The sequence below is a fragment of the Prauserella sp. PE36 genome, from assembly GCF_003311655.1.
Taxonomy (GTDB): domain Bacteria; phylum Actinomycetota; class Actinomycetes; order Mycobacteriales; family Pseudonocardiaceae; genus Prauserella_A; species Prauserella_A endophytica.
This window is the reverse complement of the sequence record NZ_QEQT01000038.1, coordinates 21880-43941: the sequence shown is the minus strand read 5'-3', so window position 1 is coordinate 43941 and position 22062 is coordinate 21880. Positions and strand designations below refer to the sequence as shown.

19 protein-coding genes are annotated in these 22062 nt (G+C 70.4%); 14 read left to right on the top strand and 5 right to left on the bottom strand.

Annotation, left to right across the window (positions count from 1 at the left end):
- Window positions 1-220: 220 nt before the first annotated feature.
- From clpX to DI005_RS06330, 3 genes are all read left to right on the top strand, one after another.
- Window positions 221-1516 carry an ATP-dependent Clp protease ATP-binding subunit ClpX gene (gene clpX / locus DI005_RS06340; RefSeq protein WP_112275540.1) on the top strand — a complete coding sequence of 432 codons (1296 nt, stop codon included), beginning with the start codon at window positions 221-223 and terminating at the stop codon, window positions 1514-1516.
- 67 nt (window positions 1517-1583) lie between these two features.
- A complete protein-coding gene (locus tag DI005_RS06335) occupies window positions 1584-1886 on the top strand; it encodes a hypothetical protein (protein WP_113641511.1) in 303 nt (100 codons plus the stop codon).
- A 75-nt stretch (window positions 1887-1961) separates the two neighbouring features.
- Window positions 1962-2897 carry an anti-sigma factor RsbA family regulatory protein gene (locus DI005_RS06330; protein WP_369973559.1) on the top strand — a complete coding sequence of 312 codons (936 nt, stop codon included), beginning with the start codon at window positions 1962-1964 and terminating at the stop codon, window positions 2895-2897.
- A gap of 44 nt (window positions 2898-2941) precedes the next feature.
- On the opposite strand, the gene DI005_RS06325 is transcribed toward DI005_RS06330, so the two are convergent.
- Window positions 2942-3871 (bottom strand): alpha/beta hydrolase family protein, encoded by a 930-nt coding sequence (locus tag DI005_RS06325; protein ID WP_113641509.1) that lies wholly within the window; start codon window positions 3869-3871, stop codon window positions 2942-2944.
- A gap of 25 nt (window positions 3872-3896) precedes the next feature.
- A complete protein-coding gene (gene fdhD / locus DI005_RS06320; protein WP_112275547.1) occupies window positions 3897-4724 on the bottom strand; it encodes a formate dehydrogenase accessory sulfurtransferase FdhD in 828 nt (275 codons plus the stop codon).
- Between the two features lie 124 nt (window positions 4725-4848).
- Between fdhD and DI005_RS06315 the strand changes: the two genes are divergently transcribed.
- The 5 genes from DI005_RS06315 to DI005_RS06300 all read left to right on the top strand — a co-directional run bounded on the left by DI005_RS06315 (window position 4849) and on the right by DI005_RS06300 (window position 10126).
- Complete coding sequence (locus DI005_RS06315) at window positions 4849-6213, top strand: OFA family MFS transporter (protein WP_113641508.1); 1365 nt, start codon at window positions 4849-4851, stop codon at window positions 6211-6213.
- Window positions 6210-6344, top strand: a complete 135-nt coding sequence (locus DI005_RS39425) for a hypothetical protein (RefSeq protein ID WP_255565667.1) — start codon at window positions 6210-6212, stop codon at window positions 6342-6344. The genes DI005_RS06315 and DI005_RS39425 overlap by 4 nt, the downstream gene beginning before the upstream one ends.
- Window positions 6345-6439: 95 nt before the next feature.
- Entirely contained in the window at window positions 6440-8974 is a 2535-nt protein-coding gene (locus DI005_RS06310; protein WP_233520011.1) for a M14 family zinc carboxypeptidase, read from the top strand.
- A gap of 5 nt (window positions 8975-8979) precedes the next feature.
- The gene (locus DI005_RS06305) at window positions 8980-9405 is read left to right on the top strand and encodes a VOC family protein (protein WP_112275552.1); all 426 of its coding nucleotides are present in this window, start codon (window positions 8980-8982) and stop codon (window positions 9403-9405) included.
- Between the two features lie 43 nt (window positions 9406-9448).
- The gene (locus DI005_RS06300) at window positions 9449-10126 is read left to right on the top strand and encodes a GPP34 family phosphoprotein (protein ID WP_112275554.1); all 678 of its coding nucleotides are present in this window, start codon (window positions 9449-9451) and stop codon (window positions 10124-10126) included.
- Between the two features lie 51 nt (window positions 10127-10177).
- Here DI005_RS06300 and DI005_RS06295 read toward each other — a convergent pair whose 3' ends face one another.
- Together DI005_RS06295 and DI005_RS06290 are read right to left on the bottom strand one after the other, a co-directional pair.
- Entirely contained in the window at window positions 10178-12481 is a 2304-nt protein-coding gene (locus DI005_RS06295; RefSeq protein WP_113641515.1) for an FdhF/YdeP family oxidoreductase, read from the bottom strand.
- Window positions 12482-12539: 58 nt separating this feature from the next.
- Window positions 12540-12812 carry a class I tRNA ligase family protein gene (locus DI005_RS06290; protein WP_233520010.1) on the bottom strand — a complete coding sequence of 91 codons (273 nt, stop codon included), beginning with the start codon at window positions 12810-12812 and terminating at the stop codon, window positions 12540-12542.
- A 60-nt stretch (window positions 12813-12872) separates the two neighbouring features.
- Here DI005_RS06290 and DI005_RS06285 point away from each other — a divergent pair, with 60 nt between their 5' ends.
- Together DI005_RS06285 and DI005_RS06280 are read left to right on the top strand one after the other, a co-directional pair.
- Window positions 12873-15503, top strand: coding sequence for a valine--tRNA ligase (locus DI005_RS06285; protein WP_113641506.1), 2631 nt, complete (start codon window positions 12873-12875; stop codon window positions 15501-15503).
- Between the two features lie 73 nt (window positions 15504-15576).
- Window positions 15577-16188: a bifunctional 2-polyprenyl-6-hydroxyphenol methylase/3-demethylubiquinol 3-O-methyltransferase UbiG gene (locus DI005_RS06280; RefSeq protein WP_113641505.1), complete on the top strand. Its 612-nt coding sequence runs from the start codon at window positions 15577-15579 to the stop codon at window positions 16186-16188.
- Window positions 16189-16246: 58 nt separating this feature from the next.
- Here DI005_RS06280 and DI005_RS06275 read toward each other — a convergent pair whose 3' ends face one another.
- Window positions 16247-17128 carry an SGNH/GDSL hydrolase family protein gene (locus DI005_RS06275; protein ID WP_113641504.1) on the bottom strand — a complete coding sequence of 294 codons (882 nt, stop codon included), beginning with the start codon at window positions 17126-17128 and terminating at the stop codon, window positions 16247-16249.
- 186 nt (window positions 17129-17314) lie between these two features.
- Here DI005_RS06275 and DI005_RS06270 point away from each other — a divergent pair, with 186 nt between their 5' ends.
- From DI005_RS06270 to DI005_RS06255, 4 genes are all read left to right on the top strand, one after another.
- On the top strand, window positions 17315-18829 hold the full coding sequence (locus DI005_RS06270) for a sugar ABC transporter ATP-binding protein (protein ID WP_113641503.1): 1515 nt from the start codon (window positions 17315-17317) through the stop codon (window positions 18827-18829).
- Between the two features lie 73 nt (window positions 18830-18902).
- Entirely contained in the window at window positions 18903-19895 is a 993-nt protein-coding gene (locus DI005_RS06265) for an ABC transporter permease (RefSeq protein ID WP_369973560.1), read from the top strand.
- The gene (locus tag DI005_RS06260) at window positions 19892-20887 is read left to right on the top strand and encodes an ABC transporter permease (RefSeq protein ID WP_113641501.1); all 996 of its coding nucleotides are present in this window, start codon (window positions 19892-19894) and stop codon (window positions 20885-20887) included. The genes DI005_RS06265 and DI005_RS06260 overlap by 4 nt, the downstream gene beginning before the upstream one ends.
- Window positions 20884-22059 (top strand): substrate-binding domain-containing protein, encoded by a 1176-nt coding sequence (locus DI005_RS06255; RefSeq protein ID WP_113641500.1) that lies wholly within the window; start codon window positions 20884-20886, stop codon window positions 22057-22059. The genes DI005_RS06260 and DI005_RS06255 overlap by 4 nt, the downstream gene beginning before the upstream one ends.
- Window positions 22060-22062 lie beyond the last annotated feature (3 nt).

Here is a 22062-nt window from a genome sequence, read left to right as displayed (position 1 = left end):
GCACGCCCGCGTCCGTGAGCCCAGCGGCGAAGGCCAGCGCGTACTCACGGGCCACCCGCGGGGCTATCGTGACCCGCACGCCCGGAATTACCGTTGGTCCTCCCGCCGGGCGCTTGGGGCGGGTACCGTCAATGGCAGCGCTTCGGCCCCACTCTCGGGGAGGGGCCGGCGAGACGAGTCAGGTGCACCTGGGGCACCGGAGGGGACGAGGTCAGCGGTCATGGCACGCATCGGCGACGGCGGAGACCTGCTGAAGTGCTCTTTCTGCGGCAAGAGCCAGAAACAGGTGAAGAAGCTCATCGCCGGGCCAGGCGTCTACATCTGCGATGAGTGCATCGACCTGTGCAACGAGATCATCGAGGAGGAGCTGGCCGAGGCCGGCGACGTCAAGCTCGACGAGCTGCCCAAGCCCGCGGACATCCACGAGTTCCTCGAGCAGTACATCATCGGCCAGGACGACGCCAAGCGCGCGCTCGCGGTCGCGGTGTACAACCACTACAAGCGCATCCAGTCCGAGAGCAAGTCGGGTCCCAAGGACTCCAAGGACGAGCCGGTAGAGCTCGCCAAGTCCAACATCCTGATGCTCGGGCCCACCGGGTGCGGCAAGACCTACCTCGCGCAGACGCTGGCGAAGCTGCTGAACGTCCCGTTCGCGATCGCCGACGCCACGGCACTCACCGAGGCCGGCTACGTCGGTGAGGACGTCGAGAACATCCTGCTCAAGCTCATCCAGGCCGCCGACTACGACGTGAAGCGCGCCGAGACCGGCATCATCTACATCGACGAGGTCGACAAGATCGCCCGCAAGTCGGAGAACCCCTCGATCACCAGGGACGTGTCCGGCGAGGGCGTCCAGCAGGCGCTGCTGAAGATCCTGGAGGGCACCACCGCGTCGGTGCCGCCGCAGGGCGGCCGCAAGCACCCGCACCAGGAGTTCATCCAGATCGACACCACGAACGTGCTGTTCATCGTGGCGGGTGCGTTCGCGGGCCTCGAGAAGATCATCAACGACCGCATCGGCAAGCGTGGCCTCGGCTTCGGCGCGGAGATCCGCACCAAGCGTGAGATCGAGGAGAGCGACGTCTTCTCCGACACCATGCCGGAGGACCTCATCAAGTACGGGCTGATCCCCGAGTTCATCGGGCGTCTGCCCGTGGTCGCGAGCGTGACGAACCTCGACAAGCCGTCGCTGGTGAAGATCCTCACCGAGCCGCGCAACGCGCTGATCAAGCAGTACAAGAAGCTCTTCGAGATGGACAACGTCGAGCTCGAGTTCACCAAGACCGCGCTCGAGGCCATCGCCGACCAGGCCCTGCTCAGGGGCACCGGCGCCCGTGGCCTCCGCGCGATCATGGAGGAAGTGCTGCAGCCGGTGATGTACGACATCCCGAGCCGCGACGACGTGGCGAAGGTCGTGATCACCGAGCAGACGGTGCGCGAGAACGTGAACCCCACCATCGTGTCGCGGCAGCCGTCGCGAAGGCAGCGCAGCGAGCGCGGCGAGAAGTCGGCCTAAGCCCGGCTGACCGCGTCCGATGAGTTCGTCACCGCTTCCGGGTCCCGGCGGGCAGCCGTCTCACGGCGTGCGCGAGTTCGGGGACGTGGCCGAACGGCTCGTGGCCGTGCTGCGCCTGCGGCGCCCCCGCGTGCAGCGGGCGACGCTGATCGTGCTCGGGGTGCTGGCCGCGGTGTGCGTCGCGGCCACCTTGACGCGGTTGTCGCCGCTGCCGCTGTTGCCGTTGGCCCCGTTCGGGGCGGCGGCTTTCGCCTGCTGGCGGGCCTCCTCCGCCGACAGCGACCGGCAGGTGGTGGGCTGGTCGGCGGTGACCGCGCTGGCGACGGCTGTTGGTTTCTGGCTCCTCGGCTTTGTCGGCCGTATCCTCTGAACTGGTTTCGCGCGGGTCGTCGGTGGCTATCGCTAACCAGCAGGGAAGCGCGTCGAACGAAGAGGACCGCAGGTTGTGACGACGATACGCGACATGGACGCCGGTGCGTTCATCCATCCGGCGCTCTTCTATCGCGACGAGTCGACGTATCTGGCCGGCACCGTCCCGTTCGTGCTCGACGGCCTCGCTGGGGGTGAGCCCGTTGCGGTGGCGGTTCCCGGGCGGAACCTGGCCCGGATCGAGGACGCGCTGGGGGATGCCGCGGGCGAGGTCCTGCTGATCGACATGGGCGACGCGGGGCGCAATCCGGGCCGGATCATCCCTGGCGTGCTGCGCGCGTTCGCCGACGCCCACCCCGGCCCAGTGCGCATCATCGGCGAGCCGATCTGGGCCGGCCGCAGCGAGGACGAGTACCCGGCCTGTGCCCAGCACGAGGCATTGATCAACGCCGCGTTCGCGGGCCGGGAGGCCACCATCCTGTGCCCGTACGACACGACGAGCCTGGCGGCGTCGGTGCTGGCCGACGCGGAGGCCACCCACCCGCTGCTGATCGACGACACCGGGCAGACCGTCAGCGAGCGCTACTCGCCCGACGACATCGTGGCGACGTACAACGCCCCGCTGTCGCCGTCGCCCGCCGCGGTCGCGATGACCTTCACCGTCAGTGAGCTGGCCAGGGTCCGGCATTTCGCGTTCGACTTCGCCGCCGACGCCGGGCTGCCGGGGGAGCGGCTACAGGACCTCGTGCTGGCCGTGGGTGAGCTGACCGGCAACAGTGTGCAGCACGGCGGGGGCGGCGGCGAGCTGCGGCTGTGGGCCGAAGGCGGCCACCTCGTGTGCGAGGTCGAGGACTCGGGTCAGCTCGCCGATCCGCTGGCGGGACGCCGCCCGGTGCCGCTGAGCCAGGTCGGCGGCCGCGGCCTGCTCCTGGTCAACCACATCGCCGACCTGGTGCGCACGTACCGCACCGACAGCGGCACCATCACGAGGGTCTACCTTCGCTTGCCCTAGGCCGTGTCTGACGATGGCGCTCGCAGGGCGGCCTCAGCCGCGAGCTAATCCATCCGCAGGCGCGGCGCGTGCAGGCCGAGGAAGTGGACCAGGCTCGGCACCGTGCTCCGGAAGAACTTCCCGTTGTGTCCGCCCGGCGCGGTGTGCGCCAGCTCGGGCCTGGCCCGCCGGATGAACTGCCGCACGCCCTTGATGAACGGGTCCTGCTCGCCGCACCACACGGCGGTCGGGGTGCCCCGGGTGGCGCCGATGTGGCGCAACGGGTCCAGCGACGCCCACTCCGCCTCGCCGGCGAAGGCCTTGCGCTTGCGCATCTGCCTCCACGACGTGATCAACGCGGGGGAGATCGCCGTGATGGCGTCGACCGGGTCGTGCCGCTCGTTGCGCCGCCGGGCGTAGACGAACGCGCCGAAGCCGCCCATCGAGGTGCCGGTGACGGCGAACGGCTTGCCCTTCGCGTCGCCGAGGCCACGCTCGCGCAGCCAGCCGGGTATCTCGTCGAGCAGCATGGCCAGCGGGTCGTCGCCGGGGTGGTGCTCGTGCCAGTAGCTGTTGCCCCCGTCCACGGCGACGAACCCGAACGGCGGCACCCTGCCGTTGGAGATGTCCCTGCCGAGCCGGTGGGCGAGGCCCGGCGGAGCCGCGTTGCGGGCGGAGCCGTTGCGCCCGTGCAGCAGCACCGACATGGGCAGCCCTGGCGGCGGTTTCCGGGTCGGCAGCACGAGCACGAGGTCGACGTGGCGGCCCCGAGCGTGCGAGTACACGCGGTCGGCCACGGTGGCACCGGGACCGGAGAGGACGGCGGGGAACGACGAGCTCGCCGAGCGGCGCAGCGCCGAAGCGGGGGTGGAGGACGACTCGCTGAGGACACCGGTCGTGATCGCCGCGGCGGCTCCCACACCGGAAGCCACACCGGCCAGCAGGACCGCCCGCCTGCTCGGCCCGCGAGCCGCACCGTCTCGCCCTGCCGGCACACGTCCTCCCTCCAGCTCGCCGTCCTCAGCCTTCCATGATCCTCTTTTCCCCGGTGTAGAGGTTCATGCTCTCGCCGCGCAGGAAACCGACGAGGGTCATGCCGTTCTCCTCGGCGAGTTCCACGGCGAGCGACGACGGAGCCGACACCGCGGCGAGCATGGGCATACCCGCCATCGCCGCCTTCTGAACCAGCTCGAAGGAAGCCCTCCCGGAGACCAGCAGGCCGCAGTCGGACAGCGGGATGCGCCCTTCGAGCAGTGCCCAGCCGAGCACCTTGTCGACGGCGTTGTGCCTGCCCACGTCCTCCCGCACGGCCAGCAGCCGCCCTTCGGAGGTGAACAGCCCGGCCGCGTGCAGGCCGCCGGTCGCGGCGAACACCCGCTGCCGTTCGCGCAGGGCGTCGGGCAGGCCTGCCAGCACGGTCGTGCCGACCGTGAACGGCGAGCCGGACGGGTCGAACCGGGTGCGCAGCTTGACGGCGTCGAGCGCGGCCTTGCCGCACACCCCGCACGAGGACGTCGTGTAGAAGTTGCGCTCGACGCCCGTGTCCGGCTCCGGCACGCCCTCGGCGAGCGCGAGGTCGAGCACGTTGTAGGTGTTGCGGCCGGTGTCGTCGACGCTGTCGCAGTAGCGGGCGGTGGCGATGTCCTCGCGCGAGCCGATGACGCCCTCGGAGAGCAGGAAGCCGTGGGCGAGCTCCACGTCGTGTCCGGGTGTGCGCATGGTCACCGCGAGCGGTTTGCCGGAGACCCGCAGCTCGAGAGGCTCTTCCGCGGCCAGCGCGTCCGGCCTGCGCCGTTGCCCGTCGGCGGTGAGCTTGCGTACCGGTCTGCGTACCGTCACTCTGCCCATAGGACCTCACTCCCCACCGACGTTCGACAGCCCTTTGCTGCGAGCGTCCACTTCGTGTAATACATTCTCGGCTAGCGAAGTCTTCGCATACTTTCGACAGTATTCAGTGTACGGAGGTGCCGGAGTGGCACTCGGTTTCCTGGACCGTTCTCACAGCATCGCACCAGCGAACTGGAGCCGGTGGCTGGTTCCCCCGGCCGCCCTCTCCGTACACCTGGCGATCGGGCAGGTCTACGCCTGGAGTGTGTTCAAACCGCCGCTGGAGGAGGCCCTCGGGCTCAGTGGCACCGAGAGTGCCCTTCCGTTCCAGCTCGGCATCGTGATGCTCGGGCTCTCGGCCGCGTTCGGCGGCACGCTCGTGGAGCGCAACGGGCCGCGCTGGGCGATGTTCGTGTCGATGACGTGCTTCTGCTCCGGCTTCCTCGTCTCGGCGCTGGGTGTGGCGCTCTCGCAGTACTGGCTCGTGGTGCTCGGCTACGGCGTCATCGGCGGGATCGGGCTCGGCATCGGCTACATCTCACCGGTGTCGACCCTCATCAAATGGTTTCCCGACCGGCCGGGCATGGCCACCGGCATCGCCATCATGGGCTTCGGAGGCGGTGCCCTGATCGCCTCGCCGTGGTCGAGCCAGATGCTGGAGTCCTTCGGCGGGACCACGAGCGGCATCGCCACCGCGTTCCTCGTGCACGGCCTTGTGTACCTCGTCTTCATGTCGATGGGCGTGCTGCTGGTCCGCGTGCCCGCCGAGGGCTGGAAGCCGGCGGGCTGGAATCCCGGAGACGGCACCGCCAGCAAGATGATCACCACGGCACACGTCTCCGCGCGCAACGCGATCAGGACCCCGCAGTTCTGGCTGCTGTGGGTGATCCTGTGCTTCAACGTCACCGCGGGCATCGGCATCCTGGAGAAGGCCTCGCCGATGATCACGGAGTTCTTCCGCGAGACGTCCACGCCGGTCGGTGCCGCCTCCGCGGCCGGGTTCGTGGGGCTGCTGTCGCTGACCAACATGCTCGGCCGGTTCGTCTGGTCGTCCACATCGGACATCGTCGGGCGGAAGAACATCTACCGCCTCTACCTCGGGGTCGGCGCGCTGCTGTACCTCGTCATCGCGCTCACCACCAACACCTCGAAGCTTGTGTTCGTGTTGTGCGCCATGGTGATCCTGTCGTTCTACGGCGGCGGGTTCGCGACGGTGCCCGCGTACCTCAAGGACCTGTTCGGCACCTATCAGGTCGGCGCTATCCACGGCAGGCTGCTCACCGCGTGGTCGGCGGCGGGCGTGCTCGGCCCGCTGATCGTCAACGCGATCGCCGACAGCCAGGAGGCGGCGGGCAAACAGGGACCCGCCCTCTACTCGACGTCGCTGTTCATCATGATGGGCCTGCTGATCGTCGGCTTCATCGCCAACGAGCTGGTGCGGCCCGTCCACCCGAAGTTCCACGAGCCCTCCGCCGAGCAGGCGGTCGGCTCGGAGAAGGAGGCCCGGTGAGCGAGACACCCGAGTCCCGGCCCGCGCGACGGACGCCGTTGCTGGTCCTCGTGTGGTTGTGGGTCGGCCTGCCCTTCGCCTACGGCCTCTACGAGCTGATCAGGAAGGTCGTGCAGCTCTTCGGCGGTTGAGACCACGCTTTACCAGCCGGTTACGTTCCGCGTCTTGCCAACTCGTTAGCGAGCGGAAAGACTAGCGGGCGTTGCCTGGGGCTGGGGAGGTTGGTGTGGTCGCACCGCGTTCGGTTCGTCGAGCTGTGCTCGTGGTCCTGCTGGCGCTGGTGCTGCCGGTGCTGACCGTCCCCGCGCAGGCGCAGACCCCCTCGGCGCACCGGGATCCCGGCAACGGCGCCGAGCGCAGCACGGCCGCGGCGACCGCCGTGCCAGCACGCGCGCTGGTCGCCGCCGAGGACGAGAACCGCCGAGGCGGCGGCCGGCAGGGCTATCCGCGGCAGACCGAGCTGCGGGTCTTCCCCGAGGAACCGGCCGACAAGGCCATCAAGCTCGGGCTGCTGCCCTACCACGCGATCGCGCCGAGGCTCAACGACCTGCAGGACCGAAGCGACCGGGTTTCAGCCGAGGTCATCGGGCAGAGCACGCTCGGGCGCGACCTGTACCTGGTGACGGTGACAGCACCGGAGACGCCTGCGCAGGCGCGGCAGCAGGACCAGTGGCGTGAGCTGATCGAGAACGATCCCCGCGCGGCGGCGCGCGACCGCGGGCTCGCCGCGGGCTACAAGGCGCCGGTGTGGATCAACGCGAACATCCACGGCGACGAGTGGGAGGGCACCGACGGCGCCATGCGCGTGATCGAGGACCTCGCGACCACCACCGACCCCGCCGGGGTGCGGTTGCTGCAGAGCACCCGGATCTACTTCACCGTCACCAACAACCCCGACGGCCGCGTGGCGGGCACGAGGGCCAACGCGGCCGGGTTCGACGTCAACCGCGACCACATCACGTCGACCCAGCCGGAGTCGAGGGCGGTGCGCGACGTGGTGATCGGCACGCAGCCGCTGGTGATGCTCGACGAACACGGCTACACCGGCACCACGCTGATCGAGCCGGGAACCCCGCCGCACGGCCAGAACTACGAGTACGACCTGTACCTCAAGCACGCCTACGAGAACGCACTCGGCATGGAGAAGGCCATCGCCGGGCTCGGGCACCCCGAGACCGCCCGCGCCGACATCCCCTTCCGCGACTACCCGCCTGGCGAGTGGGACGACTGGCCGCCGATCTTCACCCCCATGTACGCGATCTACCACGGCGCCATCGGGCACACGGTCGAGGTGCCGCTGCGGGTCAACCGTGGCGAGTACGATCAGCTGCCGGTCGAGGAGCTGCGCCGCCGCTCGGGCATCAACACCGACGTCGCCGCCACCACGATCACCGCGGGCATCGCCTACGCCGAGGACAACCGGCGCGAGCTGATCGCCGACCAGATCGAGATGTTCCGCCGCGGCTGGGCCGGTGAGCCGCAGCGGGAGATCCCGGACGGCTATGTGCCCGGATTCGGCGAGGAGGACCGCTACTCGGCCGAGTTCCCCCGCGCCTACGTCATCCCCGCCGGCGACGCGCAGCGCTCGGCGCCCGCCGCCGCGCGGCTCGTGGACCATCTGATCGCCAACGACGTGCGCGTGACCCGCGCCCTGCACCCGTTCCGGCTCGCGGGCCGGACCTATCCGGCCGGCTCCTACGTGGTCGACATGCACCAGCCCAAGCGCGGGCTCGCCAACGTGATCCTCGCCGAGGGCAAGGACATCTCCGCCGACGTGCCAAGGATGTACGACATCTCCGGCTGGAGCCTCGGGCTGCTCTGGGGCGCCACGGTGGACGTCTCGCGCGAGCAGGCGCCGAAGGTGCGGACCACGCCGGTGTCGGTGGCGTCGCCGACGGGTGGTATCGACGTCCCGCGCGGCAAGGACCTCGCGCTCGCCGTCGCCGACGGCAAGGACGTGCAGGCGGTGAACTTCCTCGCCGGACAGGGAGTCACGGCGCACCGGCAGGACGACGGCACCGTCGTGGTGCCCGCGTCCGCGCGGCGGCAGGCCGAGACGGCGGCCGAGCGCTTCGGCGTGCGGTTCACCCGTGCGCCCTCGGGCGAGCGCGGGCCGGTGCTGCGCAAACCGGTGATCGCCGCGGCCGTGTCGGCCGATGAGCTGTTCGTGCTGCGGGAGCTGGGCTTCGACGTGCGGCCCCTCTCGACGCGGGCGCTCAACGACGGCTTCGACCTCGCCGAGGTGGACACGCTGTTCGTGTCGGCGGGGCTCTCCTACTCGCAGCTGACCGGCGAGGCGAGGCAGCGGCTCGCCGCGTTCCTCACCGACGGCGGTGTGGTGACCAGGGGCTCGACGGGTGCGACGTTCAACGCCGAGGCCGGGTTGCTTCCCGTCACCGCGGTCAGGGGCCGCTCCGATGCCAACGGTGTGGTCGCCGTGTCGGGCGGCGAGGGCGTCACCGGCGCGGGCTCGCCTGCCCATTCGTTCGTGTACTCGCCGTTGTGGTTCACGGACCTGGGTTCCGGCGTGGTCGCCGAGCAGCGGTACGCCGAGGACGGCCCGCTCGTGGCGGGGCACTGGCTGCCCGGGTCCGCCGACCGCGGTCCGGCCCAGGCGGCGGGTGAGGCGTCGGTGGTGTCCGGGGTCGCCGGTGCGGGTGCGCGCACGGTGCTCTTCGGCACGGAGCCGCTGTTCCGCGGTCACCCGAAGGGGTTGTACTCGCAGGTCGCCAAGGCGCTGTACTGGACGGCAGTAGGCTAGGCGGCATGAGCTCGAACCGCCCCGCCTTCCACCTCGCCATTCCCGTCGACGACCTGGGTAAGGCCCGCGACTTCTACGGTGGCGTGCTCGGGTTTCCCGAGGGCCGCTCCGACACGGCGTGGGTGGACTGGAACGTCCACGGCCACCAGGTGGTGACCCACGTGGTGCCGGGGCACAAGCCGACCGCGGGGCACAACCCGGTCGACGGCCACGCGGTTCCCGTTCCCCACTTCGGGCTGATCCTGCCGGTCGACGGCTTCCACGAGCTGGCCGAGCGGCTGCGGGCGGCGGGCACCGAGTTCGTCATCGAGCCGTACCAGCGCTTCGCGGGCGAGCCGGGGGAGCAGTGGACGATGTTCCTGCTCGACCCGGCGGGTAACGCGCTGGAGTTCAAGGCTTTCGCCGACGAGTCGCAGATCTTCGCGAAGTAGCGGTTCTCCTGCGAACGTCGTCCACGGCCTCTAGGCTCGGGGAATGCTGATCGCTGAGGACCTGCTCCTGCTGGTGTTCGACGACACCGAGGGCAAGCCGGTCTCCGGGGTGCACAACCTGGAGTACTCACTGGCCGGGGCGCTGCTGATCGAGCTGGCGATGCTGGGCCGGGTCGACGTCACCCCCGAGTCCGACGATGGCAAGGCGGGCAGGCTCGCGGTCAGGGACGACTCACCGGCCGGGCATGGCGTGCTCGACGGCGCGCTCGCGACGCTGTCCACAATGGAGGGCCGGAAGCCGAAGGACGCGATCGGCCCGCTGACGGGCAAGGGACTGTCCGAGCGTCTGCTCGCAGGGCTCGCCGAGCGGGGCATCCTTCGCCGCGAGGAAGGCAGGATCCTCAAGCTCTTTCCCGTCACGCGCTGGCCCGCCGAGGACTCCCGGGACGAGGAGCGGACGCGGGCCGAGCTCGACCGTGTGCTCGTTCACGGGGAGGACCCGGGTGAGCGCACCGGCGCGCTGATCGCGCTGCTCACCGGCATGGGCGTGGTCACTCGCGTCGTAGAGAGCGACGATCCCGGTCTGGTCGAGCGCAGGGCCAAGGAGATCGCCGAGGGCAACTGGGCCGGCGAGGCCATGCGCAAGGCCGTCGAGGAGATGACGGCGGCGGTGATGGTCGCCCTGTTCGTCCCGACGATCCTCACCACCCCCAACACGTAGCCCGGCCAACCGCAGTGAAGGCCACCTTCACTGCGTGGGGTCAGGCGGCGGTCAGGCGCGTTCGAGCCGGACCACGATCGCCTTCGACGCCGGGGTGTTGGACGTCCTCGCCACGGAGTCCAGTGGCACCAGCGCGTTCGCCTCGGGGAAGTACGCCGCGGCGCAGCCCCGTGCGGTCGGGTAGCCCACGACGCGGAACCGCTCGGCCCTGCGGTCGCCGTCCGACCACTCGGACACCAGGTCCACCAGCTCGCCGTCCGCGATCCCGAGGTCGGTGAGGTCGGCCGGGTTCACGAACACCACACGCCGCCCGTCCTCCACGCCGCGGTAGCGGTCGGAGAGGCCGTAAATCGTGGTGTTGTACTGGTCGTGGCTGCGCAGCGTCTGCAGCAGCAGCCTGCCCTCGCCCACGGTGGGGTACTCCAGCTCGTTCACCCCGAACATCGCCTTGCCCGTCAGGGTTCCGGTGAACTCGCGGGAGTCTCGCGGCGGGTTGGGCAGCACGAACCCGTCCGGCTCACGCACCCGCGCGTTGTAGTCCTCGCAGCCGGGCACCACGCGCGCGATGCGGTCGCGGATCGCGTCGTAGTCGCGCTCGAACTCGCGCCACGGCACCGGGTGCTCCTCGCCGAACAGCGCCCGTGCGAGCCGGCACAGGATCGCGACCTCGGAGAGCAGGTGCTCGCTCGCGGGCGCCAGCCGACCCCGCGAGGCGTGCACCGCCGACATCGAGTCCTCCACCGTCACGAACTGCTCGCCGCCCGCCTGCACGTCCCGCTCGGTGCGGCCCAGGGTCGGCAGGATGAGCGCCGTGCGGCCGTGCACCACGTGCGATCGGTTGAGCTTGGTCGACACGTGCACGGTCAGCTCGCACGAGCGCAGCGCCCGCTCGGTCAGCTCGGTGTCCGGGGTCGCCGAGGCGAAGTTGCCACCCACGGCGAAGAACACCTTGCCCTGTCCGTCGCGCATCGCGCGGATGGAGTCCACGACGTCGAAGCCGTGCTGCCGGGGCACGGGGATGCCGAACTCCGTCTCCAGCGCCGCGAGGAACGGTTCGGGCATCTTCTCCCAGATGCCCATCGTGCGGTCGCCCTGGACGTTCGAGTGCCCGCGCACGGGGCACAGGCCCGCGCCCGGCTTGCCGACCATGCCGCGCAGCAGTGCGAGGTTCGCGACCTCCTGGATGGTGGGCACGGCGTGCTTGTGCTGCGTCAGGCCCATCGCCCAGCAGTAGACCGTGCGCTCCGACTCGGCGATCATGCCGGCGACCTTCGCGATCTGCTCGCGCGCGAGCCCGGTCGCGCGGTCGACCTCGGCCCAGTCGAGGGCGCGCACCTGCTTGGCGTAGTCGGCGAAGTCGTGGGTGGACTTCTCGATGAAGCCGGTGTCGAGTACCGTGCCGGGCGCCGCGTCCTCCCACCGCAGCAACAGGTTTCCGATCGCCTGGAACAGCGCGAGGTCGCCGCCCAGGCGGATCTGGCAGAACTCGTCGGCCAGCGGGCTGCCCTTGCCGACGACGCCGCGCACGTTCTGCGGATTCTTGAACCGCAGCAGCCCGGCTTCCGGCAACGGGTTCACCGCGATCACCTTGGCGCCCTTGGCCTTCGCCCGCTCCAGCGCCGAGAGCATCCTCGGGTGGTTGGTGCCGGGGTTCTGTCCGATCACGACGATCAGGTCGGCCTCATGGATGTCGGCCAGCGACACCGTGCCCTTGCCGATGCCCGTCGACGCCGACAGCGCCGCGCCCGACGACTCGTGGCACATGTTGCTGCAGTCGGGCAGGTTGTTGGTACCGAACGAACGCACCAGCAGCTGGTAGAGGAACGCGGCCTCGTTGCTCGTGCGCCCGGAGGTGTAGAAGATCGCCTCGTTCGGATCGGCCAGGCCTCGCAGCTTCTCGGCTGTCAGCGCGAACGCGTCGTCCCACGAGATCGGCTCGTAGTGCGTGGCGCCCTCGCGCAGCACCATCGGCTGCGTCAGGCGGCCCTGCTGGCCGAGCCAGTAGTCGCTCTTGTCCGCGAGGTCGGCGATCGAATGGGTCGCGAAGAACTCAGGACCCACCCTGCGCTTGGTCGCCTCCTCGGCGACGGCCTTGGCGCCGTTCTCGCAGAACTCGGCGAACTTGCGGTGCTCGCCGTCGGACTCCCTCGGCTCCGGCCACGCGCAGCCGGGGCAGTCGTAGCCCTCGCGCTGGTTCAGCAGGCGGAGCGTGCGGACGGTCCGTCCGGCGCCCATCTGCTCGAAGCCCCGGCGCAGCGACGCCGCCACACCGGGCAGGCCCGCTGCCCACTCCTTGGGTTTGCCGACTTCCAGCTGGTTCTCGTCGACGTCGTGCTCCGGTGCGTGTCGTGCCACGTCCGCCATTCTCAGCCGACGGGGCCCTCGGCGCCGTCGCCCGAGGCTGTCTGCTTGATCACACCCCGAGTGCGACCTCGCCCATCGGGTAGCAGACGTGCCCGCCGCGCATGCGCTGGAAGCGGGCCACGATGTCGGTGTGGGTGCAGGAGAAGGCGTGGCCGATGTGCAGTGAGCCGCTCACCGTGGGTGGCGGGGTGCCGATCGAGAAGACCCCGGCCCGCGTGCCGGGCGGGGTGAAGCGGTAGGCGCCCAGCGGCCCACCGCACGTCGAGACCGTCGAGCGACGGCCGGTCCGGGACGTCCGGGGTGACCTCGGCCACGCGGCCATTATGGGCGGGCCCGGGCGTCGGTGACGAGCGGAAAACGGCGGTTCGTAGACTGACTGGTTGTGACGGAGAAGACGCCCCAGCAGCAGACCGACCTGCCCAACGCCTGGAACCCGGCCGACGAAGAGGCCGCCCTGTACCAGCGCTGGGTAGACGCGGGCTACTTCACCGCCGACGCGTCGTCGGACAAGCCGCCGTTCACGATCGTGCTACCCCCGCCGAACGTCACCGGCAGCCTGCACATGGGCCACGCGCTGAACCACACCGTGATGGACGCGCTCACGCGCCGTCGCCGGATGCAGGGCTACGAGGTGCTGTGGCTGCCCGGCATGGACCACGCGGGCATCGCCACCCAGAACGTCGTCGAGCGGCAGCTCGCCAATGAGGGCGTCTCCCGGCACGACCTCGGCCGGGAGCGTTTCGTCGAGCGCGTCTGGGAGTGGAAGGCCGAGTACGGTGGCAAGATCCTCGACCAGATGCGCAGGCTCGGCGACGGTGTCGACTGGTCGCGCGAGCGGTTCACGATGGACGAGACGCTCTCACGCGCCGTCCAGACGATGTTCAAGAAGCTCTACGACGACGGCCTGATCTACCGCGCCGAGCGCATCATCAACTGGTGCCCGCGTTGCCACACGGCGCTGTCGGACATCGAGGTCGACCACTCCGACGACGACGGCGAGCTCGTCTCGATCCGCTACGGCGACGCAGACGCCGCGATCGTGGTGGCCACCACGCGTGCGGAGACGATGCTCGGCGACACGGCCGTCGCGGTGCACCCCGACGACGAGCGCTACGCGCACCTGGTGGGCACCGAGGTGGAGCTGCCGCTCACCGGCCGCCGGATCCCGATCGTGGCCGACAAGCACGTCGACCCCGAGTTCGGCACCGGCGCCGTGAAGGTGACGCCGGCGCACGACCCCAACGACTTCGAGATCGGCAGGCGCCACGACCTGCCGATGCTGTCCATCATGGATGAACGCGCGGTGATCACCGCGCACGGCCCGTTCGAGGGCATGGACCGGTTCGAGGCGCGCCCCGCCGTGGTCGCCGCGCTGCGTGAGCAGGGCCGGATCGTCGCGGAGAAGCGGCCGTACGTGCACGCCGTCGGGCACTGCTCCCGCTGCGACACGGTGGTGGAGCCGAGGCTGTCGCTGCAGTGGTGGGTCAAGGTCGAGCCGCTGGCCCGCGCCGCGGGCGACGCCGTGCGCGATGGCCGCACCAAGGTCCACCCCCCGGAGCTGGCCAAGCGCTACTTCGACTGGGTCGACAACATGCACGACTGGACGATCTCGCGCCAGCTGTGGTGGGGGCACCGGATTCCGGTCTGGTACGGCCCCGACGGCGAGACCGTGTGCGTCGGCCCCGACGAGCAGCCGCCGTCGGGCGAGGGCTGGCACCAGGACCCCGACGTGCTGGACACGTGGTTCTCGTCCGGCCTGTGGCCGTTCTCGACGATGGGCTGGCCGGAGCAGTCCGCCGACCTGGCGAAGTTCTATCCGACCAGCGTCCTGTCGACCGGCTACGACATCCTCTTCTTCTGGGTCGCCAGGATGATGATGTTCGGCCTGTACGCGATGGACGAGGTCCAGCCCTTTGACCACATCTACCTGCACGGGCTCATCCGCGACGCGAACGGCAAGAAGATGTCGAAGTCGCGCGGCAACGTGATCGACCCGCTCGACTGGATGGACCGCTTCGGTGCCGACGCCACGCGCTTCACGCTCGCCAGGGGCGCCAACCCGGGCGCCGACATGGCACTGGCGGAGGAGTGGGCCGCCGGTTCGCGCAACTTCTGCACGAAGCTGTGGAACGCAACGCGGTTCGCGATCATGAACGGCGCCACCGTGGCCACCCCGCTGCCCGCCGCCGAGGACCTCACCGAGGCCGACCGCTGGATCCTCGGCAGGCTCGCCGCCGTGGTGTCCGAAGTGGACGAGCTGCTGGAGGACTTCCAGTTCGCCAAGGCCACCAACGCGCTCTACCACTTCACGTGGGACGAGCTGTGCGACTGGTACCTGGAGCTGGCGAAGGTCCAGTTCTCCGGCGACAAGGCCGAGGGCACGCGTGCGGTGCTCGGGCACGCGCTGGACACCGTGCTGCGGCTGCTGCACCCGTTCATCCCGTTCATCACGGAACGCCTGTGGACCACGCTCACCGGCGGCGAGGGAGAGTCGCTCGTCGTCGCGCAGTGGCCGAGCGCGGACGCGCTGCCCGTCGCCGACGCCACGGCCGACGCACGCATCACCGACGTGCAGAAGCTCGTGACCGAGATCCGCCGGTTCCGCTCCGACCAGGGCCTCAAGCCGGGGCAGCGCGTCACCACCCGGCTCTCGGGCCCCGGTTTCGCCGCGCTGGCCGGGCACGAGGAGGCGATCCGCTCGCTGGCCCGCCTCGGTGCCCCGGGGGACGACTTCGCGGCGACGGCGTCGTTGGAGGTCTCACTCGCGAGCGGCGCGGCGACTGTCGAGGTGGACACCTCGGGCACGATCGACGTCGCCGCCGAGCGCAAGCGCCTGCAGAAGGACCTCGCCGTGGCGGAGAAGGAGCTCAAGCAGACCGAGGGCAAGCTCGGCAACCAGGCGTTCCTCGACAAGGCTCCCGCCGAGGTCGTGGACAAGATCCGCGTGCGCCGCGACACCGCGGCCGCCGACATCGAGCGCATCACGGCTCGCCTGGAGGCCCTGCCGTCCTGATTTGCCGATTCGGCAAAGTGGTTTGCGTTTCGGCTCAGTTCGGGTGCATGGTCGTCTCGGAGGTGGTTTCGGGATGACCGGCACAGGCGAGGAGTTCGACAGGGCGTTCTGGGAGGAGCGCTACCACGGCCACGGTGGGCACGGCGGCGGTCGGCCCAACCCGCAGCTGGTGGCCGAGGTCGCCGAGCTGCCGCCTGGCACGGCGCTGGACGCGGGCTGTGGCGCGGGAGCCGACGCGATCTGGTTGGCCGCGCGCGGCTGGCGGGTCACGGCGGTGGACATCGCCGAGGCCGCGCTGGACCGCGCGCGCCGGCACGCCGCCGACGCGGCTGAGGAGGTCGCGGGGCGGATCGAGTGGGTGCGCGCCGATCTGACGGAGTGGGCTCCTCCGGAGCGGTTCGACCTCGTCACGACGCATTACGTGCACGCGGCCGGGTCACAGGACGAGCTGGTCCGCACGCTGGCGGGCCTGGTGGCTCCCGGCGGCACGCTGCTCGTGGTCGGGCACCACCACGGCGATCCGAGCATCGCCTCGACGCACTTCACCGCCGATGAGGTCGCGGCCGTGCTCGACCCGGACGTCTGGACCGTCGCCGTCGCCGAATCGAGAACCCGCCCGGCCCCAGCAGGCCACGGTGGCACCATGCACGACACGGTCCTCCGCGGCCACCGCCGCCCCGTGTGACGCTCCCCAAGGCCACCTTTGTTGCGCTCAACGCAACAAAGGTGGCCTTGGGGGCAGTTCAGGCGGAGTGCTGGAGGGCGCCGATGATCTCCTTGGCTACACCCGCCATGCCCGAGCGGCGTGGGTGGTACGAGGCGGCGGCGAGCACGTCGGTGTCCTTGCCCTGTATCCACGCGTCGGCTCCGGCGCACGCGTCGTGCCCGAGCGAGGCCGGGTACATGTCGACAAAGGTCGAGCGGCCGTCCTCGGCGACCGCCTTCGCGAGTGCTGCGTTGAGGGTCTCCTCGATGTCGTTCAGCCACACGTAGTCGCCGTCGGCGAACGGCAGCACGTCCGGGCAGGTCCCGCTCGGCGGCGCGATGCGTGGGTAGCCGATCACCAGGACCGTCGCCCGCGGCGAGCGCTCGTGGATGCCGGCCAGCACCTCGGACACCCGCTCGCCCGTGTCCGCGATCGCGACCTTCAGCGTGTCGACGCCGTCCACGGTGAAGTGCTCCTGGCACGGCGCACCGGCCGGATCGGACGCGCGCAGGGTCGGGCAGACGCCCACGACGTTGCCGAACACGCCGTGGTCGTTGCCGCCGATGCCCAGCGTCACGAGGTCGGTCTCGGGCCGCAGCGCGTCGAACTGTGGTGCGTTGACCCCGAGTGTGACCTCCTGTGGCTGCGTCATGTGCGTCGTGTCCGCGCCGCCGCAGCTCACGTCGGTGAACCGCTTGACGCCGAGCTGCCTGGCGACCATCGACGGGTAGTTGTTGGTCGAGCGCGCGCATCCGATCGGATCGAGCCGCTGCAGCGGGATCAGCGGCCCCGAGGTGTAGGAGTCGCCGAGTGCGACGTAGCGCTTGATCTGCTGTTTCGCCGTCGCCGCGCCCGAGCCGGCGAGCACCAGCGCGAGTACCGACGCGAGCAGGATGGCCAGCCGCCGCCTGCCGTGCATGTGAGCCCCCGTTCCCCGCGGTGTTCCCCTTCAATTCCTAGCCGTGAGCGGGGCCTTCTGGGTAGTTCCGAACGGGTGCTTCGCCCGATTCGGCCACGGCACCGTTCAGCCCAGTGTGAACGTCATTTTGCCGTACTAGTCCAAACTTCTGCTTGATTCGGGCAAAAGTTCCGCTACGGTGGGCGCATGGTTGTGACCGGCCTCACCGATGAGGCGCCCTTGGTGCGCATGCGCGGCATCGGCAAGCAGTTCCTCGGCAACGCGGTGTTGCGCGATGTCGACCTCGACCTGCGCCCCGGCGAGGTGCACGCGCTCGTCGGCGAGAACGGCGCGGGCAAGTCGACCCTGATGAAGATCCTCGCCGGAGTGCACCGGCCCGATGCCGGTTCGGTCGAGTTGGGCGGGTCCGAGGTCGCCTTCGGGTCACCGCGGGAGGCGCAGGCGGCGGGGATCTCGATCGTCCACCAGGAGTTCAACCTGCTCGGCGACCGCACGGTCGCGGAGAACGTCTACCTCGGCCGCGAACCCGTTCGGCGTGGTCAGGTCGACCGCAGGCGCATGGAGGCCGACACCGCCGAGCTCCTGGACGGGCTGGGGGAGCGCGGCATCTCGCCCCGCACACCCGTCCGGAGGCTCGCGGTGGCGCAGCGCCAGGTGGTGGAGATCGTCAAGGCGCTGTCGACGGACGCTCGCGTGCTCGCGATGGACGAGCCCACCGCCGCGCTCGCCGACCACGAGGTCGAGCTGCTCTACGGTCTCGTGAAACGCCTGCGGGAGAGGGGAATCGCGATCCTCTACGTCTCGCACCGGCTGCGCGAGGTGTTCGACCTCAGCCAGCGCATCACGGTGCTCAAGGACGGCGAGCTGGTCACCTCGAAGGCCACGGCGGAGCTCACGCCCGACCAGTTGGTGCGGCACATGGTGGGCCGTCCGCTCGACGCGCTCTTTCCCGACCGGGCCGCCGAGCCGGAGACCGGCGCTGTCCGGCTCGCCGTGCGCGGCGGCGGCAACGCGCGCCTCGCCGGCATCGACCTGGAGTTGCGAGCAGGCGAGATCGTCGGGCTCGCCGGGCTGCAGGGCGCCGGGCGTTCCGCGGTGGCGCGCGCGATCTGCGGTGTGGACCCGTTCACCACGGGCACGCTGGAGCTGGATGGCAGGCCGGTGACCATCGGATCGCCCCGCGCGGCGATCCGGCACGGCATCGCGTTCGTCACCGAGGACCGCAAGGGCGATGGCCTGGCGCTGCGGCAGTCGGTGCGGGACAACGCACTGCTGGTGCGCAGGGCGGCGTTCGGCAGGGCCCGGGGGCTCGGCGCGCTCGACCTCGCCGCGCTGCTGCGCTCGGTGACGCTCGTGGCGCGGGGCCCCGACCAGGAGGTGCGCTACCTCTCCGGCGGCAACCAGCAGAAGGTGGTGCTCGCCAAGTGGCTCGCCGTCGAACCGCACGTGCTCGTGGTCGACGAGCCCACGCGCGGCATCGACGTCGGCGCCAAGAAGGCCGTGTACGACCTGCTGCGCGGTCTCGCGCGCGGCGGCGTGGCGATCCTGATGATCTCCTCGGAGCTGCCCGAGCTGATCGGCATGAGCGACCGCGTGCTCGTGATGCACGAGGGTCGCCTCGCCGGTGAGCTGCCCGCGGGCCCGAGCGAGGAGGCCGTGATGACCCTGGCCACCGGGCACGCAACGGTGGAGGCCGCATGAGCCAGGATTGGCGGGGCGCGCTCGTGCGGGCCGACCGGGTGCGGGTGTCCCGCAGGGCACTGGAGGCCGCATGATGGCGGCCGCTCCCGCCGTGGCCACGCGTCCGGCGCAACGCCTTTCGCGCGTCCTGCAACCCACCGTCGTCGTCTACCTCGCTCTGGTGCTGCTGCTCATCGCGGGCAGCATCCTCGTCGGGGTGCGGGGCGGGGTCCTGCTCGACCAGGGCGGGATCCTCAACATCCTCACGCGCAGCACCGCATTGGGGCTGGTCGCGATCGGACAGACGATGGTGATCCTCACCGGCAAGCTGGATCTGTCGGTGGCGTACCTGATCGGCCTTTGTTCGCTGATCGGCGCCGAAACGATGGCGGGCGATCCGGGAATGATCGTGCCCGCCGTGCTGCTGACCCTCGCGTGCGCCGCCGGGGTGGGGCTCGTCAACGGGCTGGTGATCACCAAGCTCAAGGTGAACGCGTTCATCGCCACGCTTGGCACCGCGCTCGTCATCCGCGGTTACCTGGAAAGCGCTTACTCCGGTCCGGCGGGCGAGGTGCCTCGCGCCTTCCAGCACCTCGGTTACGCGAGGATCGGGCCGATCCCGGTGTCGGCACTGCTGATGGTCGCGCTCGCCGCCCTCGCGTGGTGGTATCTCATGCGTACCAAGGGCGGATACCACGTCTACGCCGTGGGCGGGGACGAGGAGGTCGCGCGGTTCTCCGGCATCCGCACCGACCGGACGATCATCAAGGTCCATGTGCTGTGCGCCGTCGCGGCGGGCCTGGCGGGGCTCTTCCTCGCCAGCAGGCTCGGCTCCGGGGCGCCGTGGGTGGGCGTGGACGCGGGCTACGACCTCGAGTCGATCGCCGCCGTGGTGCTGGGTGGCACGCTGCTCGCGGGCGGCCGCGGCGGTGTCGCGGGCACGATCGGCGGCGTTCTGATCCTGGCCACGCTCGACACGATCTTCGACGACCTCGGCGTCACGCCGTTCTTCAAGGACGTCGTCCGCGGCGCCGTGCTGATCATCGCGGTGGCCCTCTACGCGCGGAGGCGGGGTGTGCTGCGATGACAGAGGCACTGCCCACGAGCCGGAAGTCCCGGCGCGTCCGGCTCGCCGACGGCACCGGCCCCGTGCTCGCGGTGCTTGCCGTGCTGCTCGTCGCGCTCGCGTTCGCAGGCCCCGCCTACAGCGAGCCCGCCGGCTACCTCGCTCTGCTCAAGCGAGCCGCACCGCTGATGATCCTCGCGATCGGGCAGTACTTCGTGATCGTCAGCGGTGGCTTCGACCTTTCGGTCGGTTCGCTGGTCACCGCCGAGGTGGTGATCGCGGCGCGGCTGATCGACGGCGACGAGGGCGCGACGGTGTGGGTGATCCCGCTGCTGCTCGTCACCGGTGCGCTCGTCGGCCTGGTCAACGGGCTGATCACCACGCGGCTGCTCGTGCCCTCGTTCATCGTGACGCTGGGGATGCTGCTCGTGCTCGACGGCGCGGTGTTCCTGTGGACCGGCGGCTCGCCGCGCGGCGCGCTGTCGGAGGCCTTCCGCGTGGTGGGCCGCGAAGGGTTCGAGGTGCCCCTGCTCGGAGCCGTCCCGTGGTCGGTGCTGCTGCTCGCCGCACTCGTGGTGGCGGCGGTGCTGTTCATGCGGGGCGGCACCGGGCGCATGCTCGTCGCGATCGGGGACAACGAGACCTCGGTGCGGCTCGGCGGTGGCCGGGTGGAGCGGCTGCGCACGCTCGCCTTCGTGCTCTCCGGCGTCTCCGCCGCGATCGCCGCGATCCTGCTCGGCGGGTTCGCCGGGGTCTCGGCACAGGTCGGCGACGGCCTTGAGTTCCGCGTCATCACCGCCGTGGTGCTCGGCGGTGTGGTGCTCGGCGGAGGGCGCGGCTCCGTGGTCGCGGCCATGGCTGGCGCGCTCACCCTCGAAGCACTGTTCTCCCTGCTCAACCTGCTCGGCGTCGCGGGCGGCCTCGAATCGGCCGTGCAAGGCGTGATCATCATCGCCGCCGTGGCCTACGCCTCGGTCGGCCGGATTCCTTTCCGGACAAGGAGGTCCACATGAAAAGGGCTTGCACGGTGGTGCTGGCCGCGGGTGCGCTGATCCTCTCGGCGTGTTCCAGCGACCTGCCCGCCGACACCGGTGCGGCACCGTCGCAGGCGCCGGGGGAGAGCACGGGCCAGTCGGAGTTCTTCGACCAGGCCGAGTACGAACGCCAGCTCGCGCTGCGCGACGCCACCCCGGAGGGGCCCGCCGACAGGCCGTGGGAGCAGGCGCTCGAACCGGAGATGGTGGACACCGCCCAGTACAGAAAGGACGGTCCCTACGAGATCTGCTTCTCCAACGCCTCCGTGGACAACCCGTGGCGGCAGGTGGGCTACAAGACGATGCAGGCCGAGGCGGACCTGCACGACGAGATCGCGCAGTTCCGCGTGCTCGACGCGGAGGCCAAGGACGACAAGCAGATCAGCGACATCGCCTCACTCACCTCGCAGGACTGCGACGCGCTGATCGTCTCGCCCAACACCACCGCGACACTGACACCCGCGGTCGAGTCGGCGTGCGACAGCGGGATCCCCGTGATCGTGTTCGACCGCGGCGTGAACACCGACTGCCCGGTGACGTTCATCCACCCGATCGGCGGCTACGCCTTCGGGGCCACGGCGGCGGAGTTCCTGTCCGAGCAGGTCGGTGAGGGCGGCAAGGTGCTCGGCCTGCGCGTGCTGCCCGGCGTTGACGTGCTGGAGCACCGCTGGGCGGCCGCCGAGCGCGAGTTCGCCGACAGCGGCGTCCAGGTCGTCGGCGCGGAGTTCACCGAGAACGACAGCGCGACCGCCAAGAGCATCGTTTCGGACTACCTCCAGCGAGAGGGCCAGATCGACGGGATCTGGATGGACGACGGCACCGCCGCCGTCGCAGTGCTGGAGGCCTTCGAGGACGCCGGAATGGAGCCGCCCGCGATCTCGGGTGAGGACCAGCAGCAGTTCCTGCAGAAGTGGAAGGACGAGGGCCTCACGGCGCTCGCGCCGACGTACCCGACCTACCAGTGGCGGACCCCGGTGATCGCGGCGCTGAAGATCCTGCGAGGCGAGCAGGTGCCCAGTGAGTGGATCCTGCCGCAGCCGGTGATCGACGACTCGAACCTCGACCGGTACCTCACCGCCGGCATGCCGCCCCTGCACTACGGCCTGTGCGGTTGCCAGGAGATGCCGGGGTTCCCGCAGCGGTGGCAGTGACCA